This window comes from Paenibacillus sp. FSL R7-0652, from assembly GCF_038595045.1.
In the GTDB taxonomy this organism is placed as follows: domain Bacteria; phylum Bacillota; class Bacilli; order Paenibacillales; family Paenibacillaceae; genus Paenibacillus.
Genome location: NZ_CP152001.1, coordinates 1,099,216 through 1,125,404 on the forward strand (window position 1 = coordinate 1,099,216; position 26,189 = coordinate 1,125,404).

Here is a 26,189-nt window from a genome sequence, read left to right on the forward strand (position 1 = left end):
ATGGCACATGCTGCATCGGAGAATGGAACATTCAAATAACGAGTGTACAGGCAGTTCTATGCCTGAATCGATGATAAGGGGCGTTAGACAGTTATGTCAGTAGAGGTACAGACGGAATACCTGAAGCTGCAGCAGGAGAAGGAGTCCAATGCACGAGCTTACCCCCGGCATTTTCCGCTCGTCATCAGTAAGGCCCAAGGCATCAAACTTACGGATACGGAAGGCCGTGAGTTCTACGACTGTCTGGCAGGTGCAGGAACATTGGCACTGGGGCATAACCATGAGACGGTCGTCAGCGCCATTCGTAATGTGCTGGATCAGCAGATTCCATTACATACACTGGATTTGGCCACACCGCTGAAGCTTTCGTTTATGCAGGAGCTGTTTTCGATGCTGCCTGAAGAGATGCGGGATACATCCAGAATTCAGTTCTGCGGTCCAACGGGGGCAGATGCGGTGGAAGCAGCGATCAAGCTGGTGAAGCATGCGACAGGAGGGAAATCCATCCTGGCTTTTCAAGGCGGATATCACGGTTCAACCCAGGCGACGATGTCCATGAGCGGCAATCTGAGTAAAAAGGAACAGCTGCAGAGCCTCCTGCCAGATGTGCATTTCCTGCCTTTTCCGTATGAATATCGCTGTCCGTTCGGAGTTGGAGAAGGCATGACTGCCCGTTTAAGTTCACAGTACATCGAGAACCTGCTCGATGATTGTGAGAGCGGCATAGCTGCGCCATGCGGTGTGATTGTGGAAACGGTTCAGGGCGAGGGAGGAGCCATCCCGGCAGATATTCACTGGCTGCAGGAGCTGCGGCGTATCACGGCTGAACGCGGTATTCCGCTTATTATTGACGAAGTGCAGACGGGGATTGGACGGACGGGATGTATGTTTTCGTTCGAACATGCCGGTATAGTGCCGGATGTCATTATTTGTTCCAAAGCTGTAGGAGGCAGCCTGCCTATGTCTGTAGTGATTTACAAGGAAGAGCTGGACCAGTGGAAGCCGGGAGCACATACAGGTACATTCCGCGGCAATCAGCTGGCTATGGCTGCGGGTCTCGCCACGATTCGCTACATCCGCGAGCATGATGTGCTGCACAACGTGCATCTGCGCGGTGAGCAGTTCATGACACGATTGAACGGGCTGAAAGAACGTTTTGCCGAGATTGGCGATGTTCGCGGACGTGGGTTGATGATTGGGGTTGAAGTGGTGAACCCGTCAGGAGGCAGGGATCGACTCGGACACTATCTGCAGCATGGCGAACTGGCGTCTGTCATTCAGCAGCAGTGTTTCCGTAACGGGCTGATTGTGGAGCTTGGGGGACGCCATTCAGCAGTTGTACGTTTTCTGCCACCGCTAAATATTACAGAGAAGGAAGCAGACGAGGTGCTGGCGATCTTTGAACAATCGCTATCGGAAGCGGCTGCGTTAACGACAGCAGCATGTTAGGTCTATCGCTGCTTCGGCGGCATACGGTTTTACTTGCCATTCTGCTGGGTGCTTTCACACTTGTGCTTACCAATAGCGCGTTTAACCTGCTGCTGCCTTATTTCATCCAATATTATGATATTTCCACTACAGCGGGCGGCTGGATCATCGCTGTATACATGCTTGCTATGACATTAACGATGCCGCTGGCTTCGCTGATTGTAGACCGGCTGGGGCGCAAACGGACATATATGCTGGGCATCTGCATCTATGGCGTATTTTCTGTGATAGGGGCCGTGTTTCATGCTTCGATTGAAATGCTGCTGCTTGTGCGATTCATGCATGGAGCAGCCGCTGGTCTGATGATCCCGTTATCTCTTGTGCTGCTGTTTGATGTCTACGGCCCGGAGGTTAGAGGACGCATTACGGGAGCGTGGGGTCTGCTGCTGATGCTGGCTCCTGCTGCCGGACCCACGCTGGGCGGGTTCATCATTCAGTATGGGCGGCTGGAGATGCTGTTCTGGATCAATGTGCCCTTGGCTGTTTTTTCATTCATCGGGTGCGGCAAAGTGATTCAAGCTTACACGCCAGCTCGTAGGAAAACGTGGCATCCGTCCAGTGTGTTTCGGCTTGTTAGTGCCGTGGGTGCGCTCAGTTTGGGCGTACAGATATATGCCAGTCCGGCAGCAGCTCCGTGGATACCATGGACACTGATTGCACTTGGGGTGCTGCTGCTTATGCGTTTCATACACGTGGAGAATGGACGTGAGGAGCCGCTGATCCGATATACGCTGCTGCGCAGCAAGGGGGTTTTTCCGCTTACGGTTCTGATCTCAACCCTTCAGGACTGCGTGATGTTTGGGGTGATTTTCGCACTGCCGCTGCTTTTTCAGGAAGTGTTTCAGCTGTCACCAGCGCTTTCCGGTGCACTGTTCATACCACTCTCAGTCTCAACCAGCCTGTTCATGTGGATCGGGGGCAAGCTGCTGGATCGCGGCCGTTCGCTGCGATTCATCATCTGGGGGACGCTGCTGGTGTCGGTATCCATCCTGTCGTTTGCATGGCTGCCTATGGGGGCGTCCATCTGGATCATCGGAGTGCTGATGGTATGCCGGGGCATTGGCGTAGGGCTATCCGGTATGAGCATCTCTGCTATTGGGCTGCAGGCGCTGCCTGATGATGATATGCATGAGGGTTCGGTACTGTCCACCATGATTGAACGACTCGCTTCCTCGTTTGCAGTCATGGGTATGACGCTGTATTACGACATGCGCTGGCAGGATCTTGCCGGAACTGGCAGAACGGTTGAAATGGCCAAATGGGCAGCACTCCAAGAGATCTGCACAGGTCTGGGCTGTGCCATTCTGCTGACATTACCTCTGGTTTTACTTATAACCCGAAAGAAGGTTGGCTTCATTGTTCAAAATGGAAAACAAACTCCGGTCCAAGGCGGAGCAGCGGGCCGATGAACATTCCTGCAAGCTGCTGCTGAACTGTTATATCCGTGAACTAGGGCCGGAAAGAGCAGATTATATGCAGCTTAACCCGGAAACGCTGACGTATTCGATCACATTCCCAACCAGCGGTGTTCGTGTGATGGGATTGCTGTCCTATTACTCCGCTATGGGTGAGCATGAATATCTCAGTATGAACAGTAACGGACAAACCGTGCATTACCGTGATCTGGTGCGCTGGATTTCATGTGAGATGATTGGAGACGGCAGTCCAGACAATGTACAGCGTGAAGCAGTTGAAGAGGAACATGACATCGGAACGAAAGCAAAACAAGCCACAGATCGACTCACCGATTTTATGGAAAAGGTTGAAAACAGCGCAGCCAACCTGACGATGTACATCGAACAGGCATCCGGCTTCGGGGCGCAGGACTACACCACATCCGAACAATCTGTGCTGTATGGTCATCCGTTTCACCCGTTTCCGAAAAACTCCAAAGGTTTCACCGCACAGGATGTGCAGCGGTACAGTCCGGAACTGCGAACCTCGTTCCAGCTCTGTTATATCGCCGTGAGACAGGATGTGTATGCAGCGGAATGGGTAGAGCATGCGGATAAAATAGACCTGAAACAGCTTCTGGCAAGCCAGGAATGGCCTGTGTCAAAAGGAAAACTGGGTTTGTACGAGCTGCTGCCCGTTCATCCATGGCAGTATGCACACATCCTGCATCTGGATGAGGTGCAGTCCTATATCCGTGAAGAGAAGCTGCTGCTGCTGGGCACTGCAGGCCCGCTGGCCTACCCGACCTCTTCTGTACGTACAGTGTATGTTCCAGCCTGGAACTGCAGCATTAAGCTGTCGCTGAATATGCAGATTACCAATATGATCCGGACGAACAGTGCCGAGCAGATGCGGCGAACCCTGGATGCGTCCAGATATGTACGGCAGCAGGCATGTTTTGATGCCGAGCCGCAGACCCACATCGCGTATGAGACAGGAGCAGCGACATGTAGGTTTGAAGATGAAAAGCTGACAAGTCTGTTCACCGTGGCCTTTCGTCCAATCGAATTTGATCCTGCCAATACATACGTATTGTCCAGTCTGGTCGAGTCGCCATGGCACGGAGCACCGTCCCGGTTAGCGATTATGCTCGGAGATAGACGGGATCACGTCACTTACGGCAAAACGGAATCTAAACAACCTGCCCGACATGAACCGAGCGAACTTGAATACGCCAATCATGAATATATCCAGAGTGCAGCTGATGGGCAGTGGAGGGCAGTACATTCTGCTGGCACTGCCAAACATAATGCTGCCAATCGTGACAAGGTCGAGCAGTGGTTGTCACAATACTTGGCCTGCTCGCTGCTGCCGCTTGTACGGGCGGCCGGGGAAAAAGGCATTCATTTTGAAGCCCATTTGCAGAATACATTGGTGACGCTGGAGCAGGGCATGCCGGTGGCTTTTATCGTGCGCGATCTGGAAGGGGTCAGTGTCGACCGGGAATTAATCAATGAACTGTCTGTGGAACAGAGAGCGGTTCGAAGCTCGGGAACAGGGCGGCAGGCCGACCAGAAACTTGGACCAATATCCGAGCAAAAGCATAAGGGAAACGGTGGTTTGGACCAACTGCAGGATCAGTATGAATTACAGGATCAGTATGAATGGCATGGTCTGCATTCAAATCCGGGTCCAAAAAGGGAACCGTCCGGGCTTCTGTTTTATGCACGTGAGCAAGCATGGGCGCGGACATCGTATTATTTTATCGTGAACCATCTGGGTTCATTAATCCATGTGCTGGCCCGGGATCTGGATGTGCCGGAGGAGTATTTCTGGATGCTGGTACGTGAGGTGCTGGAGGCAGAACTGACACGAACCGGTAACGTTTATGTGGAGCATTTGCTGACCGCAGACGCTTTTCTGGCCAAACAAAATCTGGTGAGCTGTCTTACGGGCATTAGTCAGACTCCGGCTTACGTGCCGGTAAGTAACGTCATGAAATGTTTAGGGAGTGAAGCGGGTGAGATTCGTGGAATTCGGAACTGAGTCAGACGGGAAGAAGGCAGCAGAAGCAGCAGATCACACAGCCACTACAGGGGATTCAGCGGCACAAGCAGCAGATCATACAGCAACCAGAACAACTTCAGCAGCTAAAGTAAACAAGAACCAGAGTGACCGCACGGACCCGGTATATGTGGAAGTTCAGGAGCGAATTATGCGGCAGACGCTGGAGGCAATGTGGTATGAGGGCATTCTGGACAATCAGGTCAGTGGCGGGAAATGGTGCACCAGCGGAGTTACAGCATCGGGCGAACCTGTGGTGTACTCCTGTGAAGCGGAGCGCAAGTTTTCGTTTGGCCGGGTGAAGGTGAGAAAAGGCTCCATTAAACGGGAAGGCAGCGTCTGCACCGATCTGGACCGGTTTCTGGAGGAAACGGTACTCAACCGCCTGCAGGGTGCACATGTGTCGGCCTTCATTCAGGAGCTGCAGGAAACGATGGCAAAGGACAGCCAGTGCTGTGCAGCGCTGCCTCAGAGCATTCCGCTTCAGGATCGGTATTATGATGCACTCGAAAGTCACATGACCGACGGTCATCTATACCATCCGAGCTACAAGTCAAGGCTGGGGTTTTCACTCAGAGACAACCGGGCCTACGGTCCCGAGTTTAATGCAGACGTGCCGCTCATCTGGATTGCGGTGAGAAAAGAACTGGCCCAAACGGCTGTATCCCGCGGATATGACTCTTCTACCCTGTTGGAACAGCAGCTGACCGAGGAGGATCTGCAGCAGTTCCGTCAGGTTTTGCATTCACTTCAGCAGCATCATTCAGAGAGTGCTTGCGTTGAGCAGGCGTTAGCACTGGATACAGATACCGTGACGGAGAGCGATAAATCGTATGATCTGGAGGAAGAGGGCGGCTCATGGGATAGCAGTTCTTATGTGTTGATGCCGGTTCATCCATGGCAGTGGGAGCATGCAGTGGAGTCGATATTCGCCAAGCAGCTGATGGATGGGGACATCGTCTATCTCGGTGCCTCGGCCTATACATATCGTGCGCAGCAGTCGATTCGCTCGCTCTCCAACCGGAACGATTCACAGGCACCTTATATCAAACTGGCATTAAGTATTACGAACACGTCAAGCACGCGAATACTTGCCCAGCATACCACGCAAAATGCACCCCTGATCAGCGATTGGCTGGCTCAGCTGGTACAGGAAGATGAGCTGCTGCAGCAGGAGCAGTTTGCCATTTTAAAAGAAATTATGGGCTGTTCGTTCCGTTACGAACAACTACCTGTAACCCAGTACGGGCGTGCCTATGGGACTCTAGGTGCGATCTGGCGCGAAAATGTGTCCGTTCACCTGAACGAAGGTGAAACGGCCTGGCCGCTGAACGCACTCATGCTGGTGCAGCGAAACGGGATTCCCTTTATACAGGAGGCTATCCAGCAGCATGGTGTACAGAAGTGGGGAGAGGCACTAGTTCGTACGCTCACCCTGCCGATTATTCATCTGCTGTATGCACACGGGATTGCGCTTGAATCCCATGCGCAGAATATCATTCTGGTGCTGGAGGATCATCTGCCGAAACGGATCATCATCAAGGACCTGCACGATGGCGTCCGTTATGTCCCGGATCGGCTTATGCACCCGGAACGGGCACCGAAGCTGCATCCTGAACCGGAAACTCACCGTAAATTCAATCGGTATTCGTTCATCTACGCGGAGGATGTATCGGAGGTTCGCGACTATACGTATGATGCATTTTTTTTCATCTGTATGACGGATACTGCACTGGCGCTGGAGAGATTCGGCCTATCGGAGGAACGATTCTGGCAGCTGTGTACAGGTGTGATTCTGGACTATCAGCGGCAGCATCCCGAGTATGCAGAGCGGTTTAAGATGTATGATCTTCTGGCAGCCGATGCGCTGATCGAAGAGATGACGAAGCGCAGGCTGTATGGCGACAGCGAGCTGCATTTCCGCAGGACAAGCAATCCGCTCAAGCTGGCTAAGGACATGCTTGAACAGAGAGCAGGCATGCAATGAGAGTTAACACACTTAAAGACAAGATTGCGCGAAAACAGGACGTATTTGGCCTATTCGTCTCCATACCGCATCCTGTCATCCTCGAGATGATCGGTCATGCGGGATATGACTTTGTCATTATTGATCTGGAACATGCTGCGACGTCTATGGAATCCGTAGAAGAGTTGATTCGGACTGCCGAACTGGCAGAGCTTACACCTCTGGTACGAATTTCGAAGGTGGAGCGGGCCGAGATTCTGAAAGTGCTGGACTGCGGGGCACAGGGGATCGTCATTCCGCATGTGGAAACGCTGGCTCAAGTGAAGGAAGCCGCACATCATGCGTTTTATCATCCGCTGGGGATGCGCAGTCTAAACAGCGGGCGTCCAGGAGTATTCGGGAAGTTTCCGCTGACAGATTACATCGAGGAAGCGAATGCGCAGGTGATGATTGTGCCGATGATCGAAAGTATGAAGGGTGTGCGGCAGAGCTCGGAGATTTTGTCTCATCCACAGGTGAGCTTTGTGCTGGAAGGGGCGGCAGATTTGTCGCAATCACTCGGTGTGCCTTGGCAGACGGATCACCCGGATGTAAGGGAAGCGCTGAAAGCACTGCATGAGACTGCGCAGCAGGTAGGGGTACCCTATGCCACGGTAACGAGAGGAATAGAAGACATGACGTTATGGCGTGAGCGGGGCGTACACATTTACGTGCTTGGAGATGACCGCAATACGGCATTTCGAGCTTACGCCCAGAAGCGGAATGACTACGGAAGTGCAGGTGGATCAGCATGAAACCGAGTATACAGCAGGCGCTGCATGCACTATGTTGTGAAAAAACGGACGAACCGGTCTGCGCATATCTCTATGACCTGGCTGGTATTCGGGAGCAGGTGCGCGGCATGCTGCACACGATGCCGGCAAATACGAAGTTATTCTATGCGATCAAAGCAAACCCCGATCCGCGAATCATTGAAGCGCTGCTTCCATTGGTGAAGGGCTTTGAGGTAGCTTCCATTGGCGAACTGCTCAAAGTTCGGGCGGTAAACCGCGAGGTTCCGATTCTGTTTGGCGGCCCGGGCAAGAAAGAAAGCGAGCTGAGGCTGGCAGTAGAACACGGGGTGAGCTTTATTCATGTGGAGAGCTTGCTGGAGCTGCGGCGCATCCTGCTGATTGCGAAAGAGCGAGTGCAGGAACAAGGAATAGAGCTCGGAAGAGAGTCAGAGCAAGGGGGAGAAGGAGAAGGAGAAGTACAGCTGCCAGAGGTTCGTGTGCTGCTTCGCATCAACCTGCGCAGCAGTACGCTGCCTCATACGAAGATTGTGATGGGCGGGGGGCCAAGTCCGTTTGGTATCGATGAGCAGGATGTGGAGGAAGCGATTGAACTGATTCGCCTTGAAGGCACGGGCGCAGTTAAACTGTGCGGATTCCATTTCCATTCCTTGTCCAACAATATGGATGCCAGGCTGCATGCCGAGATGATCGACCTGTATTTGCAAAAAGTAGAGCACTGGCAGCAGCAGTATAACCTGCATATTGAAGTTGTAAATGCGGGCGGCGGATTCGGTGTAACGTACGACGGCAGTCCAGGGTTCGACTGGCCTTTGTTCACGGCCCTTCTGCACCAGAGCGAGCGAAGGCAGCGTTTAGCTTCAAGCGGGGGAGAGCTGTTCTTCGAATCAGGCCGCTTGTTAGTGGCAGATCACGGGTACTATGCAGCCGAGGTGACGGACATCAAACGCTCGCACGGACAGATGTTTGCCATTTTGCGAGGAGGTACCCATCATCATCGCCTGCCTGCATCCTGGGGGCATAATCATCCATTTCAGATTGTGCACACGGATCGATGGAAGCATGCATTCGGTAGGCCCGAAATAAGGGAAGAACGAGTCCACATGGCAGGTGAGTTATGTACACCAAAGGATCGCATGCATTCAGATGCAGCAGTCGAGCTGTTACGAGTGGGCGATATCATTGTGTTTGTAAAATCCGGTGCGTACTCCTGGACGATTTCGCATCATGATTTTCTGGGACATCCGCATCCGGCATTCCACTATGTGACGGAGGAAGATGAACATGTCAACACTACTCATGCAGTATTCCAGTCGGCAGGCCGCTGAACAACGGGTGATGTCCGATCTGATGAACAGCCTGCTGGCGGAGCAGCTGCTTCCGCTGAACGATGATTCGTTTGTGGATTTAGCTGCGTCCCCGGCACTGCTTCGGCAGCTGTATAAAGGATACGAAGCAGAAGGGGACAGCAGCGGATCGGATTCGACGAAGGATCAGCCTGCTGCTGCAGTATCCCGTTACAGACTGCATATCGAAGGTGTATTGTGCCTGGTGGAAAAAGGCGTAAGGCAGGCGATTCAGTGGGTACACGGATCACCAATCTATGAGATGAAGCCGGATGGCATCCGGGCGCGGCTTCTTACTCCGGCAGAAGTGGGGCGCGCGGTGCTGCAGCACGCGCTATCCGAGCATGCCTATGCACAGCCAGGAGCAGCGGATTTTCTGGCAGGTCTGGATATCGCTGTGCAGCAGTATGCGCTCGGATGGGATCAAGTAGAGCAGTTATCCACCCATACTCCGAAGTCTGCATATGAATGGTTTGTCCACAGTGAACGTATTGCCGCACTCCGGGATCGGCCGTTTCATCCATCTTCCAAAGCGAAAATAGGGTTTAGCGCGAGTGATGTCACTCAGTACGCAGCCGAGTTCGGGAAGGCGATTCGGCTGCGCTGGGTGGCGATCAAGCGGGATATGGTGCAGCAGGGCTGCGAAGACGGATTGGGTATCATGGATGTATTGTACGATTCGCAGCGTGAAGAGATGCAGCATGAGTATCTTCGCAGAGGTTTATCCATGGATGCATATTTGCCGATGCCCGTTCATCCGTGGCAGCTGGAGCATGTGCTCCTGCCCCGGTTCACCAAAGAAATCGTAGAAGGTACCATCGTTGTGCTGGATGTACAGATTGGAGATGTCTTCGCCACCTCTTCCCTGCGGTCGATGGCTCAAAACGCCGAATCAGCTCTGATGCTCAAGCTGCCTGTCAGTGTGCTGTCGCTGGGTGCGGCGCGTTATCTTCCAGTGGTTAAGCTGCTCAACGGACTTGCAGGCGAGCATATGTTAAGGCACGCGGTGGCTTGTGACGAGTCGTTGAAAGACAAGGTATATCTGTGTGAAGAGCGGAACTGGTGGGGTTATATGCCCGAGGCGATGGGACTGTATGATGATCACCCGCGGCATCTGGCGGCACAGATTCGTGTCTATCCCGCAGAACTGCTGGATGATGCTTATAAAGTCATTCCGATGGCTGCATTGGGTGTGAATCTAAACGGTCATCATCTGTTAAGTCAAATCATAGGTAGAGGTATAGGTGCCGAAGACGTGCTGGAGTTCTACAGCCAGATGACTGCCGCCTTCTATGATATCGTCATGCGGCTGTTCAAGGTAGGTGTTGTACCAGAGATTCATGGTCAGAACTGCTGCCTTGTCTTACAGAATAATCAGGTAAAAGGATTGTTATTCCGGGATCATGATTCGGTCCGTCTGCATCAGCCGTATCTGGACCAGCACGGAATTGCCGATCCGGCGTATCACATTCGGCCGGGTTATTCAAACAGCTTGTATAACGAAACGATCGAGAAGCTGATCTTTTATGTGCAGTCTCTCGGGACGCAGGTGAATCTGGCTGCGGTCATGGAGTCCTTGAGCGAAGTGTACGGCATCCCGGAAACGAAGTTCTGGGCGATCACGGAGCAGGCCTGGCGGGAAGCGCTGCAGCAGGTGCAGCTTCCCGAGGCGGACAAGGCCGCGCTTGCTCGCGTCATTTTCGAGAGCGAGACATGGCCTGTGAAGTTGGTTGTCCGTCCGCTGCTTGAGGCGGATGGTGTGCCTGGTGCGATGCCGTCGGGCAAAGGCCAAGGGGGGAACCCTTTTTATAAGGGATAGGTGGAGTGTATAAATGAGAAGGTGGCCCGAGTGTCGGGCTGCCTTTATTTGACGTTTGGTCTGTGTCGGGTGTTATTAGGATACTGCGAGTAGAGATTAGCAGTGTTAATGAAAACGTTCACTTTATTGCTTAATTAATTGTGTGAAATGACGTTACAAAAGAGAGACAAATGGTATAATCGGTGTATTGTTACTGCTGTAATAGATCATTTTTGGTTTATTTCGAAAAGGTTTTCGGTATACAGGGAAAATGGGACTGTTCAATACAATGAATATTCAACCAGAAGAGAGTGAGAGACGACATGAATGAGAAGAGACTTTTTAATGACGGATGGCAGTTTGCCAAAAGCGGACTCGGTGTTACGGAGCCGGGAGATCTGAGTTTTGAACCGGTTGAGCTTCCCCACGACTGGCTGGTCTACAATACACTTGATCTATACGAGAACAGCATAGGTTGGTACCGCAGGACGTATCCATATACGAAAAATGAGCAGCAGGTACTTTTGTGTTTTGACGGGGTATATATGGATTCGTCCGTATATGTGAATGGGCAGTTTGTTGGCGAGTGGAAGTATGGATATGCTGCGTTTGAGCATGAAATTACGAATGCTTTGGTGGAAGGCGATAATGAAATTCTGGTCAAAGTCGTGCATCAAAGCCCGAACAGCAGATGGTATTCCGGCGCGGGCATCTATCGTAATGTGTGGTTGAAAACGCGGGACCGCAGCCACATTGTCTCGGATGGCATCTACGTATCCGTACAGCAGCAGGCGGATGGCTGGCAGGTAGAGGTAGATACGGAGCTGCATCTGGAACAGCATCAGCGTGCACAATTGGTGCATACAGTGCTGTATAAGGGCCAAGTTGCGGCTTCGTCTCAGGCGGAGGTTCAGGCAAATGCACCTAACGATGTTTTCATCAACAGTCAGCAGCTGCAAATGCAGAATCCCGAATTGTGGAGCCCGGATACACCACAGTTATATGATCTCGTAACGGAACTGCGGCTGATCACGGATCATCAGCGGGAACAGGTGATTGAGTCTGTATCACAACGAATCGGCTTTAAACATGTCAGACTGGATGCCGCTGAAGGCTTCCATCTGAACGGGGTCAAAATGAAAATGAACGGTGTCTGCGAACACCATGATCTCGGGGCGTTAGGGTCCGCTTTTAACGTGGCGGCGCTTAGAAGAAGATTTGTTTTGCTGAAGGAGATGGGCGTTAATGCCATTCGGACGGCGCACAACATGCCAGCGAAAGAGTTCATGGAACTTGCCGATGAGATGGGCATGCTGGTGGTGTCCGAGGCGTTTGATATGTGGGAACGAGCCAAAACACCGTACGACTATGCACGATTTTTCTCTGAGTGGGCATATCGGGATGTTCGCAGCTGGGTGAGGCGGGACCGAAATCATGTCAGCCTGGTTATGTGGAGTATCGGGAATGAAATCTATGATACCCATGCGGACGAGCGCGGACAGGAAGTGACTCGAATGCTGATGGAGTACGTGCAGCAATTTGATCCGAAAGGCAATGCACGCGTAACCATCGGTTCCAACTACATGCCTTGGGAGAATGCCCAGAAATGCGCAGATATTGTGAAGCTGGCCGGATATAACTATGCCGAGAAATATTATGACCAGCACCACGCAGAGCATCCGGACTGGATTATCTATGGCAGCGAAACGTCCTCCGTTGTTCAGAGCCGGGGCATCTATCATTTCCCGTATGAACAGCCTGTACTCGACGACGATGATGAGCAGTGCTCGGCACTGGGGAACAGTACAACGAGTTGGGGAGCCAAGTCGCCGGAATACTGCATTTTGGCTGAACGCGATCATCCGTATTCCCTGGGACAATTCCTTTGGACCGGATTTGATTATATCGGGGAGCCGACACCGTATCATACGAAAAACTCGTATTTTGGACAGCTGGACACGGCCACGTTCCCCAAAGACTCCTATTATATCTACCAGGCGGCATGGACGGATTATAAGAAAAGCCCGATGGTGCACCTATTCCCTTACTGGGACTTCAGCCCGGGTCAGATTATTGATGTGCGTGTATGCAGCAATGCACCCAAGATTGAGCTGCAGCTGAATGGCAGGAGCATCGGAACGTACGAAATTGATCATGCTCATGGAACACAGCTGTCGGGCTGGTGGAAAGTGCCGTTCGAAGAGGGCGAGCTGAAAGCGATCGCTTATGATGAGCACGGTACGGTTATTGCCACCGATGTCCAGCGTTCCTTTACCGACGCGAGCAGGATTCGTTTACAGCCGGATCGGCAGCAGCTGCGGGCGGACGGTAAAGATCTCACTTTTGTAGAAATTACAGTGGAAGATGATGCGGGAAATCCGGTGCAGAATGCAAACAACCGAGTGCAGGTGAAGGTGTCGGGTGCCGGGCGTCTGTTGGGTCTGGATAACGGGGACAGCACGGACTATGACCCATATAAAGGGCTCAGCCGCAGACTGTTCAGCGGCAAACTGATGGCGATTATTGGTTCTACGCAGGAAGCGGGGACCATTCAGATTGAGGTGACCTCAGCAGGATTGCAGGGAGAGACAGCTTCATTTGAATCTAAGGCCGCGGATGAGGGGCGAGAATCCATAACAGCAAGTGTGAATCGGGAAGGAAGAGGGAGCCGTGTTCAAACGGATGCCGCTCCTGTCCGAAACCACCAACAACCGGTCTTTATGAAAAATGAGGAGCGTCCGGTGCTGACAGGCAGCGCTCAGGAGATTCCTTTGCGGAAAATCGAGATCATCAGTGAATCAGGCCAGCTGCTCGATCCGTCCACCCCGGAACTGATCGTTACAGCCAAACTGTATCCGGAGAATACCTCTTACCGGGATATCGAATGGTCTGCAGTAAATGATGCCGGCATCGTGTCGAACATCGCCAAAGTGCAGGCTGTAGATGCCCTTCCGGGAGAGGGCACAGGTGCACGGAGCATAAACGAACATCAGCATATCGTAAAAATAGCTGCCATGGGCGACGGGACGTTCCGTTTGCGTGCTGCCAGCAAAAATGGTACAGACAAAATCAAACTGATCTCCCAGCTGGAATTTAAAGCGGAAGGTCTAGGGACAGCCTATAAAGACCCGTACTCATTTATCACTGGCGGCCTGTATGATTACAGCAAAGGTGACGTCGGCAATGGCAATGAGCGAGGTGCAGCCACGAGCCGGGATGGCGAGACTCATGTGGGTTTCCGCAGCATCGACTTCGGACCGTACGGTTCGGATACGATTACGATCCCGATTTTCGCCCTGTCGACTGAAGAATACTTCATTCAGATCTGGGAGGGCATGCCGGATGAAGAGGGAAGTACCATGGTGGCTGATGTCGTGTATGACAAGGAATCCATATGGAATGTGTATCAGGAGGAGACGTATCGTCTATCCAAACGTCTGAAGGGCATTACGTCAATCTGCTTTGTAGTGAAACAGAAGATTCATATTAAAGGTTTTTCGTTTGAACGCCAAAGTCGGGCCTTTGAACAAAATACGGCAGCCTCCTGTGATCATCTGTATGGGGATTCGTTCACGGTAAAAGAAGATCGCGTGGAAGGCATCGGGAACAACGTATCCCTGGAGTTCGAGCAGATGGATTTTGCGAGTGAAGGCGCGTCAAAGCTGGTGATCTGCGGGGCTTCGCCGATTGATAAAAACACCATTCATATCCGCTTCTCGGGTGCGGACGGACAGCATAATCAGCTCGTGGAGTTCACCCAATCCGCAGGATATGAGGAACGTACATTTGAACTGGAGCGCGTATGCGGGGAGCAAAAAGTGACTTTTATCTTCCTGCCAGGCAGTCAGTTTGATTTTGACTGGTTCCGGTTCGAGAAATAATATACAGCTGCAGCACAAATCAAAATGAGTTAAACAAATCCTCCTCCAATCACAGTTGTTTATTCAGAACCGCTGTGATTTGAAGAGGATTTTTCTTTTGTTCTGGTTAGGTTAAGCTTCCGGAATGTCCCAGATGTTCTTCAGGTGTAATTAATGTGCTGATGCAGCCTGCTTCGTGTCATCCATGTTCAATGCAGCCCTGCTGCGATCCCAGGTTACATTCAAGCCGAGTCCTCGGAACATTTCATAAGGCGCTGTGACCGCTCCCGAATAATTGCCTATAGGCTCGCTCAACGTTATAACCTGCGCTTCCTTAAGTTTATTCTGATTCCTGCTGCTTACCGTATACTGGGATTCGTTTGGTCTGACTGTGATGATCCGATCATTATAGGTTAACGTATAGTGGCTTTGTTGTCCTTCCGTCGTATGCACTTGAAATTGTGCTCCAAGTGCTGTCGCAATGACCTTGATGGGAAGCTGGAGTGCGGCCGATGTTTCAACAGCAGGATACATGGAAGGGAGCAGTTTGCCATTTACAATCAGATCTGTACCCAGTTTGGCCTGGACAGGAGTGTACACCATACCTCCCGAAGACGTTGCCGGTGCACCTGCCTCCTGATATTTGTCTCCGCCCCATCCCCAGACGGTTCCATTGGAGGAACGTGCAAGACTGTGGTAGTAACCGGCTGAGACATCCGTAATGTCCGATAACTGCTTTATTTTCCCTTGTTTGCCCGTTACGGTGTTCCCATAGCTGTATACCTCACCTTTTGCAGTCACCAGAAGGACGTAATTCGAGCTGGCATCCATCTTTTTCACGGTGAGTTCATGATGATAGGGAGTTCGTTTCCCTTTTGAATCTACTCTCCACACTTTTCCTTTAGCGTCGAGCACCAGCAGATCTCCGCTTTGATCGGTGATGTATGAGATACGGGTCAGTCCTTTGATCTGTTTTGGCTTGGATGGACCGGCGTTTGTTTTATCTGCTTCCTTCCACGTCCACACCGAGCCGTCCTTCTTCAATGCGTACCCATCCATACCTGCAAGCGCAGTTTGAACAACATGATTCAATCCACGAATCGGGTGGAGTACAGGCTCCCGTTCAGCCTCATGGCTTGAAGTACCCGGTAACTTGTCAGTTGGATTATGCCAGGATTGAACGGTCCCATCTCGCAGCAGAACCAGACTTGTAGAAGATCCTGCGGTAACACCAGCGGCATTGGTAATCCCGGGGACCGCGCGTGGAGTTCTGCCAGCTCCCCAGTGCCAGACCGATCCATCCGCTTGAACCGCTGCACTGTAACCCCCGCCGGAGGTGGAGATGGCTGTAACGTCAGATAGATGCGGAATACGTACGGGACTAAATGTGTGACGATACCGTATCGTTTCACTGATCCCGAGTTCCCCTAACAGATTACGACCCCAGGACCACACCGATCCGTCACTTCTTAACGCCACAGTGTAATAGTAACCTCCTTCTACAGCTGTATAATGAAGCTTTTGCTCTGTATTGGAGGATACAGGAGATACAGCGGGTGCCGAGACCGGGCGGTCCGAAGCATTCCCTGTGAAAGGCTGCCCTTCAACGGCTGCAGCTGATGCATCCGTACTGGTCACCGAAGACAGCAGGCTTAACAGCAGACAGGATACAGCTCCAGCAGATACTACTGCCTTGGTAAGACGGCGGAACGATTTGCTCTTTGGCGTGTTCATTGGCTGGGGATATGAAGAGGAGGAACTTTTTTCTGTTGTTACATGATTGGCCGGGACATTTGAATACATGAAATCGCCTCTTTTTTGAAGTGATAGGAAATATGGAAGTACTGTTAAATAAACGCAGGAAAAGGGACGAAGGTTACACAGAAGGCAGGAAAGTCCATAAAAAAATTTCAAGGTCAATCATTCATAAGCGGGTAATCTCTTGGTAAAACGTAACCTATCCAGTAATCTTTACGTTGTACATATTGAGGTGATTTCTTTGAATAAATACATACCTATGTTGTGTCTGGCGGCTGTACTCATGGCAGGCTGTAGTTCGAATACTCCGCAGCAAATCGCTGAATCGGGTGAGAACAGCAGTCCTTTTCCGGCTGTGATCGAGCCGCACAACCCGGAGCAGGCCGAAGACAGTGGAGATGTCGTCGTTCTGTTGGGTGAAATGCGAAATCGCGATACATGGAAGAATTTCATGAAAAATGTGAAAAGACATCAACCGGATCAAGTTCGTGTAACGACATATACCATCGAGGGTGGACCGATTATTCATGAGCTGATCTATGACGGCAGGGTGATTCAGACCACGTACGACAACTCAAGAGATATGTATGGCTCCAGCGAGGTAGAAACGACGAATACCTGTAAAGGGATCGGCACAACGAAAGATAAACCTTGGCGCGCATTCTATATCCTGACTGGCTGCGAAAAAGAAAATATATTCTCCATCCCCAGCAGCTAGGGGAGTGAGTGTTGTTATGAATGAGGAGCATGATGCGTTACAAAGGCGCATGCTCCTCATGGGTTCTTTTATCCCGTGAACAGGTTTGTATAAGGTAGGTATATCGCATTTTTTGAAGCTTGACGAACAACGAAGAAAGGGGTCAACATATGAGAAATGTACTAACCGAATGGCATGCTGCATCTCAGATTTATCCTTCATTCCTTATCCAGAGACAGCAGGCTCCAATCTTGCAGGAGGAGTGGCTGAAACAGCTGGAAGAGCTGGTGATGTGGGTGCTTCTCGGTATAGTTGTGATTCAACTGCTGCTCCGGGTGTGGGTTCGCTTGGTGAAGGGACCTTATACAGACGAAGAAGTAGAGCAGGCAGATCCTTTGTTACTGGCTTATCTGCGCAGTAAGGGACAGCTGAAGCTGAAGGATACCCAGGCGTCCCTGTTCCATCTGACTCGTCAAGGCATTTTGTCGATGCGAATTGTGAAATCCAAAGGGCGTTATCGGAAGGACCGAGGACAGTCGAATGCTTCCTCTGCACCGAACACAACGCTGGAGTACAGCGTTCAATCTGCGGGTGCTGCCGGATCGCCGGATGAGCAGCACTTCATGCAGTGGTTGTTCTCCCAATACGGTTTCGGTAAACAACGGCTCAGGCTGGATGCTTTGGCTGGACCCAGCTCAGAGGAAAGTGAACGGCCAGAAGATATGAAATACTACCGTGCCAAGGAAAAGAAGCAGCTCGAAGACATACAGTCGTGGAAAGAACGAGTAGTAGAGACGAGAAGCTGGGAGCCGTTGATTCGAACGCCGCTGCTTCTGAGGTGGCTTGTATATGTAATGTTCCCTATGATGATGCTGCTGACAGGTATCGTATGCTTTGCAGAACGTGTCTCAGTACCGGGAGTAATCGGTTTGACCGTTACGGCAGTAATCTGGTTATTTGTTATTCGCAAAATTCATGTACGCCTGCTCTACCAAATCGCCTGTGTTGGACTAATCATCAGCTTAAGCTTGGCGATCTCTGGTAATTCCGAGTACACTTCATGGCTCTACACGATCATTTTTATGTCACTGTTTGTCAGGCTCCTGCTGCCTGCAAGGGAAGTCGCTCCATCTTTCAAAGATTGGGAAGCCTCTATGCTTCGCTGGCGCAGACGCTATAAAAAAGGCATTCCAGCCGGAAGGCTGAGTGATTCGGCAGAGACACTGGAGCAGATCATTCAAACTGCGCTGGTGCTGGGAATCGGCTCACGATGTGTGCGTAAGACGGATTGGTCCGTGCTTCAGCAGCACCCTGATCCCGAGCTTAGACGTCTGGCAGATCGTGAGCCCGCGAGGGCAGACAGTTTGCCTGGATCAACAGCGCTGAAGCAGACCCCTTTATTGGTGCTTGCTCTGCACCTGAGAGGGATATACCGGGCAATGTCTGCGGCAGAGTTTCCGTACGATCGTTACAATTATATTTTTGGAACGGTTTTCCCGGGATCGGGAGGAAGCGGGGGCTCTCCGGTCTATACGGATAGTTATAGTGGAAGCGACCGCAAGCATTCACACGATTACGATAGTTCAGGCAGCCACCATCACGGATCAGATAGTGGAGATTCAAGCGGTGGCGGGGACTCGGGCGGCGGCGGAGATTGAAGGTATGCAGCAATTCATGTACTCATGGCGACAGTGAGATAGAGAATAATTGGAAGTGCAAAAATGATCATGCCAAGCAGGATAGCCATAATGATAATGATTCCTTTTTTGTTCAAGACGGATGCTCCTTTCAGATAGAAGATTGTGGAGAATCATAGAAAATAAAAATCAGGATATGCCTAGTGAGGTATTGTACCATATTGTGGAGGTTCCTATTAATGAAGAAGTTAGTACTGTTATGTACGTTTATTCTCGTAATCACAGGATGCGGGCAGCACAATAGAGAGAAAGCAATTGAGCAGCTGACTCAACATGAGAGCAGTGGTGCTTCGTTGGCTGTATTTACCGATCAGACAGCAGAACGGCCGTTTATCGTGGATTTACAAACGCAGCTGAATGAAGTGAACAACAACCATTGGAGAGCCGAGGGACCTATTACCAACGTTAACTTTTATAATGTTAGAGACAAACATCCATTTGATTATGAGGACATTTTTGATCTGCACACGTATCCGTACATGATCCTGTTTGAGAACGGTCAGATCACTTTAGAGACGCAGCGGCCCGAAGAGATCATGCAGTATTTTAAACAAAAACAGAAGAATTAGAAGCTATATCTATTGGATGTAATATGCGCACATGTGCAAGCTTGGCTGCCTGAAGTAGTTACCTAAATACCGATTAGATGAAGCGAAAAATGCTTCTTCTGTTCAATTCCAATGTGAATTTTATTTGTTAAAATTTAGGTATAACGACTATGATCAGGTTGGCGGTGAGACGGCATGACACGGATTCAGGTGCACCCGGATGAGCTGGAAAAAAACGCCCGTCTGCTGCAGCAGAGTAAACAGCAGCTCGGCAAGATTGTCTATGAATTGGACAAGACGATGTATTTGTTACAATCGGAATGGTCGGGTGTGACGAGCGAGAAGTTTTTTTGGGATTTTATGAATATCAAAGAGAGTGTGTTCCCCTCTGCACTTGGGCTGTTGGATAAATTTCAGAATAAGATAACGGGGACATTAAGCGCATTCAAAAAAGCAGACCATTCAGAAGGGGAAATGATGCAAATCCCGGATAAGCTGGAGCCCAATTTTGCTGCGGGATTGATTGATAAAGCCATCGGCGATACGGTTACAGGCATTGGCGAGACCATAGAGGCATTCATCTATAATCCATTCAGTACATTGGGCAGCCTGGGCTATGATCTGACGGTTGGCAAAATCATCGACGTTGGACGCGGAATAGGATTTGCCTGGGATACCGCATGGGGCACAGGAACAGCAAGATCCGACATCGAGCAGTTTGTAAACGAGCAGAAAAAACAGCTGAGTGAGGACGAGTCAGGGTACTATAAAGGAGCGGTAGTAGGCCAAGCCCTCTCCTATTTTCTTTTTGGCAAGGCTTTGCATTCGAAGGATCATCATGGATCGGGTGGATCAAATGGGTCAGGAGATGGTAAGAAGGAGCCGGAGAAGGGGAGTGGGAAAGAGGGGGCGGGTGACGTTGCTTCAAGATTAGTTACGGGTTCAGGTGTCTATACGCAGTATTCAGGTGGACTAAAGCAGGCGTCTAAAGAAGATGCTGGAGCCGATTTGCTTGCAGAAAAACTTGGTGGACAGTCGCGTATGATATTTAATAATGACCCCAAAAATCGAGAATTTGATACAGTTTCTGACCAATACATCGGTCAGACTAAAACGTCAATGAATAATCTAAGCTCTCAATTTAGGGAACAGGCAAAGGCCACTATTGAGGCTGCTGTGGAAACAGGTAGAAAGGCATACTTTCATTTTGAGACAGCTCCAGCTGATAAAGTAATTAGACAATTAAGAGAATATGAGAAGAGATACAACGTTGAGATTATAATTGATATCTCACCATTCAATAAGAATTAAAGAGGTGAAAGTATGTATCAATACCATGGTTGGGCAGTTGTTTTAGCAAGTACTGGTGATGAGACGTGTTATGAAGAAGAAGTTATTTTTGAAACAGTTGAAAAGTATATTAAGGATTTACAGCCGAATGTAGATGTTTTAGACATAAAGGTGATCAATGGACAATACCATCTTTGGATGAGCGGACTATGGAATCATGAGCCTTCATCCAAATTTCATCCGGTGGAAATAATGAAGAATGTAGGAATCCAAGCCCCTGGATCATATGGTATGCTCTATGTGTACAATGATGAACACCCAATACATTTTAATGAGTTTAATGTATATGTTCTTAAAAGAGGTAATGTCGAAGAAAAACATGACCCATTTTTGTCTCCATTAATACCCGTTGTAACCGATGATTCCGAATTTTAGTATTAAACTCATTTTAGAAAATAATTAAATGTTTATCTTCTTTTCGGTGGAAAAAACTAAATGATAAATCCGATTCAAAAACAGGTTGATTATGGTGAGATACCACCTTTCTTACCTGTTTTTCTTTTATTCAATGCAGCTGGATGGTATCTGGTTAGAGTACGTATTTAGTTTTAATCTATAGTTTATTCTTGAAACAAATAGAGTATAGTATGCGTACATGTGCAAGCTTGGCTGCCTGAAGTAGTTACCTAAATACCGAATGAATGAAGCGAAAAATGCTTCTTCTGTTCAATTCCAATGTGAATTTTATTTGTTAAAATTTAGGGATAATGACTATGATCAGGTTGGCGGTGAGATGGCATGACACGGATTCAGGTGCACCCGGATGAGCTGGAAAAAAACGCCCGTCTGCTGCAGCAGAGTAAACAGCAGCTCGGCAAAATTGTCTATGAATTGGACAAGACGATGTATTTGTTACAATCCGAATGGACGGGTGTGACCAGCGAGAAGTTTTTTTGGGATTTTATGAATATTAAAGAGCATGTATTCCCCTCTACACTTGGGCTGCTGGATATATTTCAGAATAAGATAAAGCAGACATTAAGCGCATTCAAAACAGCTGACCATTCAGAAGGGGAAATGCTGCAAATCCCGGATAAGCTGGAGCCCAATTTTGCTGCGGGATTGATTGATAAAGCCATCGGCGATACGGTTACAGGCATTGGCGAGACAATAGAGGCATTCCTCTATAATCCATTCAGTACATTGGGCAGCCTGGGCTATAATTTGACGGTTGGTAAAATCATCGACGTTGGACGCGGAATAGGATTTGCCTGGGACACCGCATGGGGCACAGGAACAGCAAGGTCCGACATCGAGCAGTTTGTAAACGAGCAGAAAAAACAGCTGAGTGAGGACGAGTCAGGGTACTATAAAGGGGCAGTAGTAGGCCAAGCCCTCTCTTATTTTCTTTTTGGCAAGGCTTTGCATTCGAAGGATAATCATGGATCGGGTGGATCAAATGGGTCAGGAGATGGTAAGAAGGAGCCGGAGAAGGGGAGTGGGAAAGAGGGGAAAGGGGAAACAGCAAAGATTAAATTAACCGAACCATCTTTGCCAAAGGGGAGTAAACCTAAAGGGAACTATACAAAAGGTGAGTCGCACGGTATTAAAAAAGAGAGTGAAACAGCTGATCTAATGGCAGATCGAGGATATGACATTGAAATGCTGGATGAAGTAAACGGGGGTAATGGATACGGAATAATCAAGTCGTCAAACCCAGATTTCTTAATTGAAGGTGAAGTATTTGATTGTTATGCACCAACAGTAGAAACAAATGTAGATAATCTTGTTAGAAACATAACTAAAAAGACTAAAACACAAGCAGAAAGAATAGTTCTAAATTTAGATCAGTTCCCTTCTGACAAAGTCACTGAAATTTATCAAGGGATTTCAAGAAAAGCAAATCCAAACGGTGACTTGAAGAACTTAAAAGAACTATTGATTGTAAAGGATGGACAAATTGAACGATTATTTGGAGGATAGAAGTCCATGGATTATGAATTATTTTTACTATCAAACGTAGATATTAATTTACTGGGTGAGATGCTGGAAAGATTTACGAGTGAGTATACGAATAGTAAGGCATCAGTGAGTTGTAACGATAAAGAAATAGTTATTGGAACTGAGCTATTTTCATTAGCTCTTGAAATTGAAGATATTTCTGATATTGCTTTTGTTAGAAGTCATTACAACTTAGATGTTAACATCTGCATCAGGATTCAATTGTTCGGTAATACGTTTTATCAAGGACTAGAGCTGTTGTTTAAAATTATGGGAAGGCTTATCAATCATATTGATGGAAATCTATTATTTCTGGAAGATGGTTCAGCTCAATTACTTAGAATGGAGAATGGTCAGCTGATGGTCAATGACGTTTTAGACCAGTATCAGAGGAAATATTTAACCACAAGTCTGCTTAATCTACTTGAACGTCCTTACATTGAAAAGGAGTTGTCAAACTAAGGTGTAAATATGAACCAATCTGTGGAGACTCAGTCCAGAATGTCTGGTAAATGAGGAGCACCGAGTATTATCGGTGACGGATACCAAATTTGCTTTAAGGTAAAGGAGTGTAAGTACATCAGCTCAGTCAGAGCAGACTCTAGAGAACTTGAAGAGTGCGGCGCAAAGAGCGAATATGTATTGTTTTCACCTTACGGTTGGACTTGATACACATAACAACTTTCTATCTGCAGAAGGCACACGATCCGAGGTAGACGAAGAAACCTTATTGAATACTGAAGATGAAGATGAGATCAGGTATCTTACGTTTAACATAAAATAAAGTTGTTGAGAATTGCTGAGCAGCGAAATGTCATAAAAGGTTGTTTATGAACGATCAGCTTTAGTGTGTGCAATGAGCCATTTGATTCCCTAATTGTGAAACCCTCTATGCGTTTAGATGAACAAAATAAATCAAAGAAAAGATATATACTTGATCCAGGATTGTAAACGTAGAGGTGCCTCTGACTATAAAAGAAAGGGGGACATCTTGCCTTGATCTTAAAGAAGCGACTTGTCTTGATCGGCTGCTGCCTTGCATTTGTGATGCTGCTTCTTCTGACTTACAGTTTCTACAAAGAAAAAAGAATGTATGAACAATATCTAACCTCGAATATCCGTCAAGATATCGTTGATCTGAAAAGTGCAATTATCAATAATGACGTTATTTTCAATCGTATATTGGAGAATGACAAAATCATAAATGAGACGGTAGAGGACGGGGAGCAGGCAAGGCAGCTTCATTATAACCTCAGAGCTATGTCACAGATTATTGATAAGTATAGCTTGATGAATCTCAGTTTTAGTCAGGAAAGCAGTTGGCTCGTGAAACCCGCACCACTATTCATAAACGATTTAGGATTAGAGAACATATGGCCACGTACACTTCACCGAATGCATATGACGTTTGATCCGGTGGATCATACCAATCGTACGGTATCCGCTGAACTAAAAGCCAGAATACAGGAGTACCAGCAGTTAAATCAGCGGTGGTTGAATATCGTCGGAGATTTTGAATCGACAGTGATCGAAGAGAAGGACTGGCCTCGAATCTTAAATGATATGGAGCAGGCGACACGTGCTTATTTTAAGGAGAAAAAAGTTGATTTTGTAGAGGATGACATTTGGAGAGATGCGCTGAATCCCAGGTATAATTGAAGAAAATAAGGATATGGATATGAAACGGAACGAGAGGATCGATGCGAGATATGCAGGGATATCGGTAACTGACGAAGTAAAGCAGGTAAGAGGGGGACTGCAGCAGAAGCTGTAGTTTTTTTATTGGGCGGTGGTCATAGTTATTCGCACACTCTCCACATGTGCAAAAGACATAGTATAGGGCATATATACTGTGTTTGCTGGCCTAAGGAGAGTGGCGACTTTGAAGCATACGAACAAAGCAAAAACGACTCTTCACTCATTAAGAAGGAGACATTCCTCCACGAAACGCTGTAACAATAACCCGAGAAAACGTAAGAAACGGTATGCGATACGTAAAGCTTTGGGAGGAAAGCGAAGAGCTTCCAAGCAGCGCGTGAGACAAAAGAAAGCATGCCGCAGCCGCAAAATTACTACCTTCCCTAGAAGAAGCGGTGTTCATCCGACTTGTCCTGAGCTTGGTTTTGAATCTGGCCCAGCTAAAATCGAGGAAGCAAAAACAGTTAGTCTGCCTGCAGCGCAGGGGCTGATCATACAACAAGGACCCCAAGGTCTGGCAGGACCTCGGGGTGAACAGGGTGAAGCAGGCAGTTCAGGAATACAAGGTATCGCTGGTCCTCGCGGCGAACGCGGTGAACCGGGGAGTTCAGGGGCCCAGGGCTTGATTGGCCCTCAGGGTGTACCTGGCGAGCAGGGAAGTCCGGGAGCCCAAGGACCGGTTGGCCCTCAAGGTGTGCCTGGTGAGCAGGGACCTCCCGGAGTGCAAGGGCCTGCTGGCCCTCGGGGTGAACAAGGTGAGTCAGGAAGTCCCGGAGTTCAAGGTCCGATTGGTCCTCAAGGTGTGCCTGGTGAGCAGGGACCTCCCGGAGTGCCGGGGCCAACAGGGCCTCCGGGTGAACAAGGTGAGTCAGGAAGTCCGGGAGTTCAAGGTCCGGTTGGCCCTCAAGGTGTGCCTGGCGAGCAGGGACCCCCCGGAGTGCAGGGGCCAGCAGGGCCTCCGGGTGAGCAAGGCCCGCCGGGCAGTATCCCCGGGATTCAGATCATTCCTACGTCAGACCGCTACTTTTATTTCCCTGACACTGATTTGGATTTATCGAACTCGATTACGGTTTCTGCTGGTGAATTTGTTAACGATGAGGGTGGAAGCATACCCCAATTTGCAGGAATAGGCATGACCAGTTACTACAATCTTTATATAAATGGGATCGTACAGCCTGGCAATTCGTATGTGTTAACTGCGGATGGTTTATTCATTCCATCTCAAAGCGGTGTCCTGTTTGCTGAAACACCTGTCATTATTGAAATTGTTCAATTAACGGCGGTGATCCTTAACAATTGAAAATGGTTATATTACCTCTTACCTCTGCCTTCACTACTCTCAAATCTACTACATATACTACGTCAGGTAGGAGGTGAGAAACATGCCGCTTGTTACACCATTTCAGAACAGTTTGAGATTTGCTGCGACTATTGGTGATGGAACAGGAACCGGAGCAACGTTTGCCATTGCTGCGACAGCTTTTACAGACGATGCAGGTACGGCCGCAACAGCTTTTCCAGGCACGTTCAATTACTATAATCTCTACATTAATGGCCTTATGCAGACAGCAGACACATCCTCGGTTACCACCACTACACTTACAATCCCCGGTGGAGATGCATTAAATGATGGCACTCCCATTGTTGTACAATTTGTAGTGTCATAAGGATTGGGTGAAACGATTAAAAAAAAAGCATTGTACGGCTTCTATCTGTGATAGGAGCCGTTTTTTTGCCTATAATAATTCAACTTGCAATTGAAAAGTTATTCTATTATTGAGTGATCCGTGTG

At 49.0% G+C, this 26,189-nt stretch carries 19 protein-coding genes; 18 read left to right on the plus strand and 1 reads right to left on the minus strand.

The window, feature by feature from the left end:
• The first annotated feature begins 93 nt into the window (after positions 1-93).
• From MKY97_RS04905 to MKY97_RS04940, 8 genes are all read left to right on the plus strand, one after another.
• Positions 94-1,449 carry a diaminobutyrate--2-oxoglutarate transaminase gene (locus tag MKY97_RS04905; RefSeq protein ID WP_342554385.1) on the plus strand — a complete coding sequence of 452 codons (1,356 nt, stop codon included), beginning with the start codon at positions 94-96 and terminating at the stop codon, positions 1,447-1,449.
• Positions 1,443-2,897 carry an MFS transporter gene (locus tag MKY97_RS04910; protein WP_342554386.1) on the plus strand — a complete coding sequence of 485 codons (1,455 nt, stop codon included), beginning with the start codon at positions 1,443-1,445 and terminating at the stop codon, positions 2,895-2,897. Before MKY97_RS04905 ends, MKY97_RS04910 begins: the two co-directional genes overlap by 7 nt.
• Entirely contained in the window at positions 2,854-4,929 is a 2,076-nt protein-coding gene (locus tag MKY97_RS04915; protein ID WP_342556236.1) for an IucA/IucC family protein, read from the plus strand. The genes MKY97_RS04910 and MKY97_RS04915 overlap by 44 nt, the downstream gene beginning before the upstream one ends.
• Entirely contained in the window at positions 4,904-6,934 is a 2,031-nt protein-coding gene (locus MKY97_RS04920; protein WP_342554387.1) for an IucA/IucC family protein, read from the plus strand. Before MKY97_RS04915 ends, MKY97_RS04920 begins: the two co-directional genes overlap by 26 nt.
• Positions 6,931-7,707 (plus strand): aldolase/citrate lyase family protein, encoded by a 777-nt coding sequence (locus MKY97_RS04925; RefSeq protein WP_342554388.1) that lies wholly within the window; start codon positions 6,931-6,933, stop codon positions 7,705-7,707. The genes MKY97_RS04920 and MKY97_RS04925 overlap by 4 nt, the downstream gene beginning before the upstream one ends.
• Positions 7,704-9,032: a siderophore biosynthesis PLP-dependent protein gene (locus MKY97_RS04930; RefSeq protein WP_342554389.1), complete on the plus strand. Its 1,329-nt coding sequence runs from the start codon at positions 7,704-7,706 to the stop codon at positions 9,030-9,032. The genes MKY97_RS04925 and MKY97_RS04930 overlap by 4 nt, the downstream gene beginning before the upstream one ends.
• Positions 8,989-10,869, plus strand: a complete 1,881-nt coding sequence (locus MKY97_RS04935; protein ID WP_342554390.1) for an IucA/IucC family protein — start codon at positions 8,989-8,991, stop codon at positions 10,867-10,869. The genes MKY97_RS04930 and MKY97_RS04935 overlap by 44 nt, the downstream gene beginning before the upstream one ends.
• A gap of 302 nt (positions 10,870-11,171) precedes the next feature.
• Positions 11,172-14,729 (plus strand): glycoside hydrolase family 2 TIM barrel-domain containing protein, encoded by a 3,558-nt coding sequence (locus MKY97_RS04940; protein WP_342554391.1) that lies wholly within the window; start codon positions 11,172-11,174, stop codon positions 14,727-14,729.
• 150 nt (positions 14,730-14,879) lie between these two features.
• On the opposite strand, the gene MKY97_RS04945 is transcribed toward MKY97_RS04940, so the two are convergent.
• The gene (locus tag MKY97_RS04945) at positions 14,880-16,511 is read right to left on the minus strand and encodes a hypothetical protein (RefSeq protein WP_342554392.1); all 1,632 of its coding nucleotides are present in this window, start codon (positions 16,509-16,511) and stop codon (positions 14,880-14,882) included.
• Between the two features lie 196 nt (positions 16,512-16,707).
• Here MKY97_RS04945 and MKY97_RS04950 point away from each other — a divergent pair, with 196 nt between their 5' ends.
• The 10 genes from MKY97_RS04950 to MKY97_RS04995 all read left to right on the plus strand — a co-directional run bounded on the left by MKY97_RS04950 (position 16,708) and on the right by MKY97_RS04995 (position 26,064).
• Positions 16,708-17,184, plus strand: a complete 477-nt coding sequence (locus MKY97_RS04950; protein ID WP_342554393.1) for a DUF4362 domain-containing protein — start codon at positions 16,708-16,710, stop codon at positions 17,182-17,184.
• A gap of 149 nt (positions 17,185-17,333) precedes the next feature.
• Positions 17,334-18,821 (plus strand): hypothetical protein, encoded by a 1,488-nt coding sequence (locus MKY97_RS04955; protein ID WP_342554394.1) that lies wholly within the window; start codon positions 17,334-17,336, stop codon positions 18,819-18,821.
• A 218-nt stretch (positions 18,822-19,039) separates the two neighbouring features.
• Complete coding sequence (locus MKY97_RS04960; RefSeq protein WP_342554395.1) at positions 19,040-19,429, plus strand: hypothetical protein; 390 nt, start codon at positions 19,040-19,042, stop codon at positions 19,427-19,429.
• A 174-nt stretch (positions 19,430-19,603) separates the two neighbouring features.
• Positions 19,604-20,719 carry a restriction endonuclease fold toxin gene (locus tag MKY97_RS04965; protein WP_342554396.1) on the plus strand — a complete coding sequence of 372 codons (1,116 nt, stop codon included), beginning with the start codon at positions 19,604-19,606 and terminating at the stop codon, positions 20,717-20,719.
• Between the two features lie 12 nt (positions 20,720-20,731).
• Complete coding sequence (locus MKY97_RS04970; protein WP_342554397.1) at positions 20,732-21,133, plus strand: Imm7 family immunity protein; 402 nt, start codon at positions 20,732-20,734, stop codon at positions 21,131-21,133.
• 378 nt (positions 21,134-21,511) lie between these two features.
• Entirely contained in the window at positions 21,512-22,681 is a 1,170-nt protein-coding gene (locus MKY97_RS04975) for a hypothetical protein (protein WP_342554398.1), read from the plus strand.
• Between the two features lie 6 nt (positions 22,682-22,687).
• Positions 22,688-23,161, plus strand: a complete 474-nt coding sequence (locus tag MKY97_RS04980; protein ID WP_342554399.1) for a hypothetical protein — start codon at positions 22,688-22,690, stop codon at positions 23,159-23,161.
• A gap of 534 nt (positions 23,162-23,695) precedes the next feature.
• Positions 23,696-24,358: a hypothetical protein gene (locus MKY97_RS04985; RefSeq protein WP_342554400.1), complete on the plus strand. Its 663-nt coding sequence runs from the start codon at positions 23,696-23,698 to the stop codon at positions 24,356-24,358.
• A gap of 223 nt (positions 24,359-24,581) precedes the next feature.
• Positions 24,582-25,697 (plus strand): DUF4183 domain-containing protein, encoded by a 1,116-nt coding sequence (locus MKY97_RS04990; RefSeq protein WP_342554401.1) that lies wholly within the window; start codon positions 24,582-24,584, stop codon positions 25,695-25,697.
• A gap of 82 nt (positions 25,698-25,779) precedes the next feature.
• Positions 25,780-26,064 (plus strand): DUF4183 domain-containing protein, encoded by a 285-nt coding sequence (locus MKY97_RS04995; protein WP_253496935.1) that lies wholly within the window; start codon positions 25,780-25,782, stop codon positions 26,062-26,064.
• Positions 26,065-26,189: the final 125 nt, after the last annotated feature.

Excerpts from the sequence above, each read along its gene's own strand:
- MKY97_RS04955 (WP_342554394.1), top strand. The coding sequence starts at position 17,334 with ATGAGAAATGTACTAACCGAATGGCATGCTGCATCTCAGATTTATCCT.
- MKY97_RS04915 (WP_342556236.1), top strand. The coding sequence starts at position 2,854 with ATGGAAAACAAACTCCGGTCCAAGGCGGAGCAGCGGGCCGATGAACAT.
- MKY97_RS04965 (WP_342554396.1), top strand. The coding sequence starts at position 19,604 with ATGACACGGATTCAGGTGCACCCGGATGAGCTGGAAAAAAACGCCCGT.
- MKY97_RS04940 (WP_342554391.1), top strand. The coding sequence starts at position 11,172 with ATGAATGAGAAGAGACTTTTTAATGACGGATGGCAGTTTGCCAAAAGC.
- MKY97_RS04905 (WP_342554385.1), top strand. The coding sequence starts at position 94 with ATGTCAGTAGAGGTACAGACGGAATACCTGAAGCTGCAGCAGGAGAAG.
- MKY97_RS04960 (WP_342554395.1), top strand. The coding sequence starts at position 19,040 with ATGAAGAAGTTAGTACTGTTATGTACGTTTATTCTCGTAATCACAGGA.
- MKY97_RS04935 (WP_342554390.1), top strand. The coding sequence starts at position 8,989 with ATGTCAACACTACTCATGCAGTATTCCAGTCGGCAGGCCGCTGAACAA.
- MKY97_RS04970 (WP_342554397.1), top strand. The coding sequence starts at position 20,732 with ATGTATCAATACCATGGTTGGGCAGTTGTTTTAGCAAGTACTGGTGAT.
- MKY97_RS04995 (WP_253496935.1), top strand. The coding sequence starts at position 25,780 with ATGCCGCTTGTTACACCATTTCAGAACAGTTTGAGATTTGCTGCGACT.
- MKY97_RS04980 (WP_342554399.1), top strand. The coding sequence starts at position 22,688 with ATGGATTATGAATTATTTTTACTATCAAACGTAGATATTAATTTACTG.
- MKY97_RS04945 (WP_342554392.1), bottom strand. The coding sequence starts at position 16,511 with ATGTATTCAAATGTCCCGGCCAATCATGTAACAACAGAAAAAAGTTCC.
- MKY97_RS04925 (WP_342554388.1), top strand. The coding sequence starts at position 6,931 with ATGAGAGTTAACACACTTAAAGACAAGATTGCGCGAAAACAGGACGTA.
- MKY97_RS04910 (WP_342554386.1), top strand. The coding sequence starts at position 1,443 with ATGTTAGGTCTATCGCTGCTTCGGCGGCATACGGTTTTACTTGCCATT.
- MKY97_RS04930 (WP_342554389.1), top strand. The coding sequence starts at position 7,704 with ATGAAACCGAGTATACAGCAGGCGCTGCATGCACTATGTTGTGAAAAA.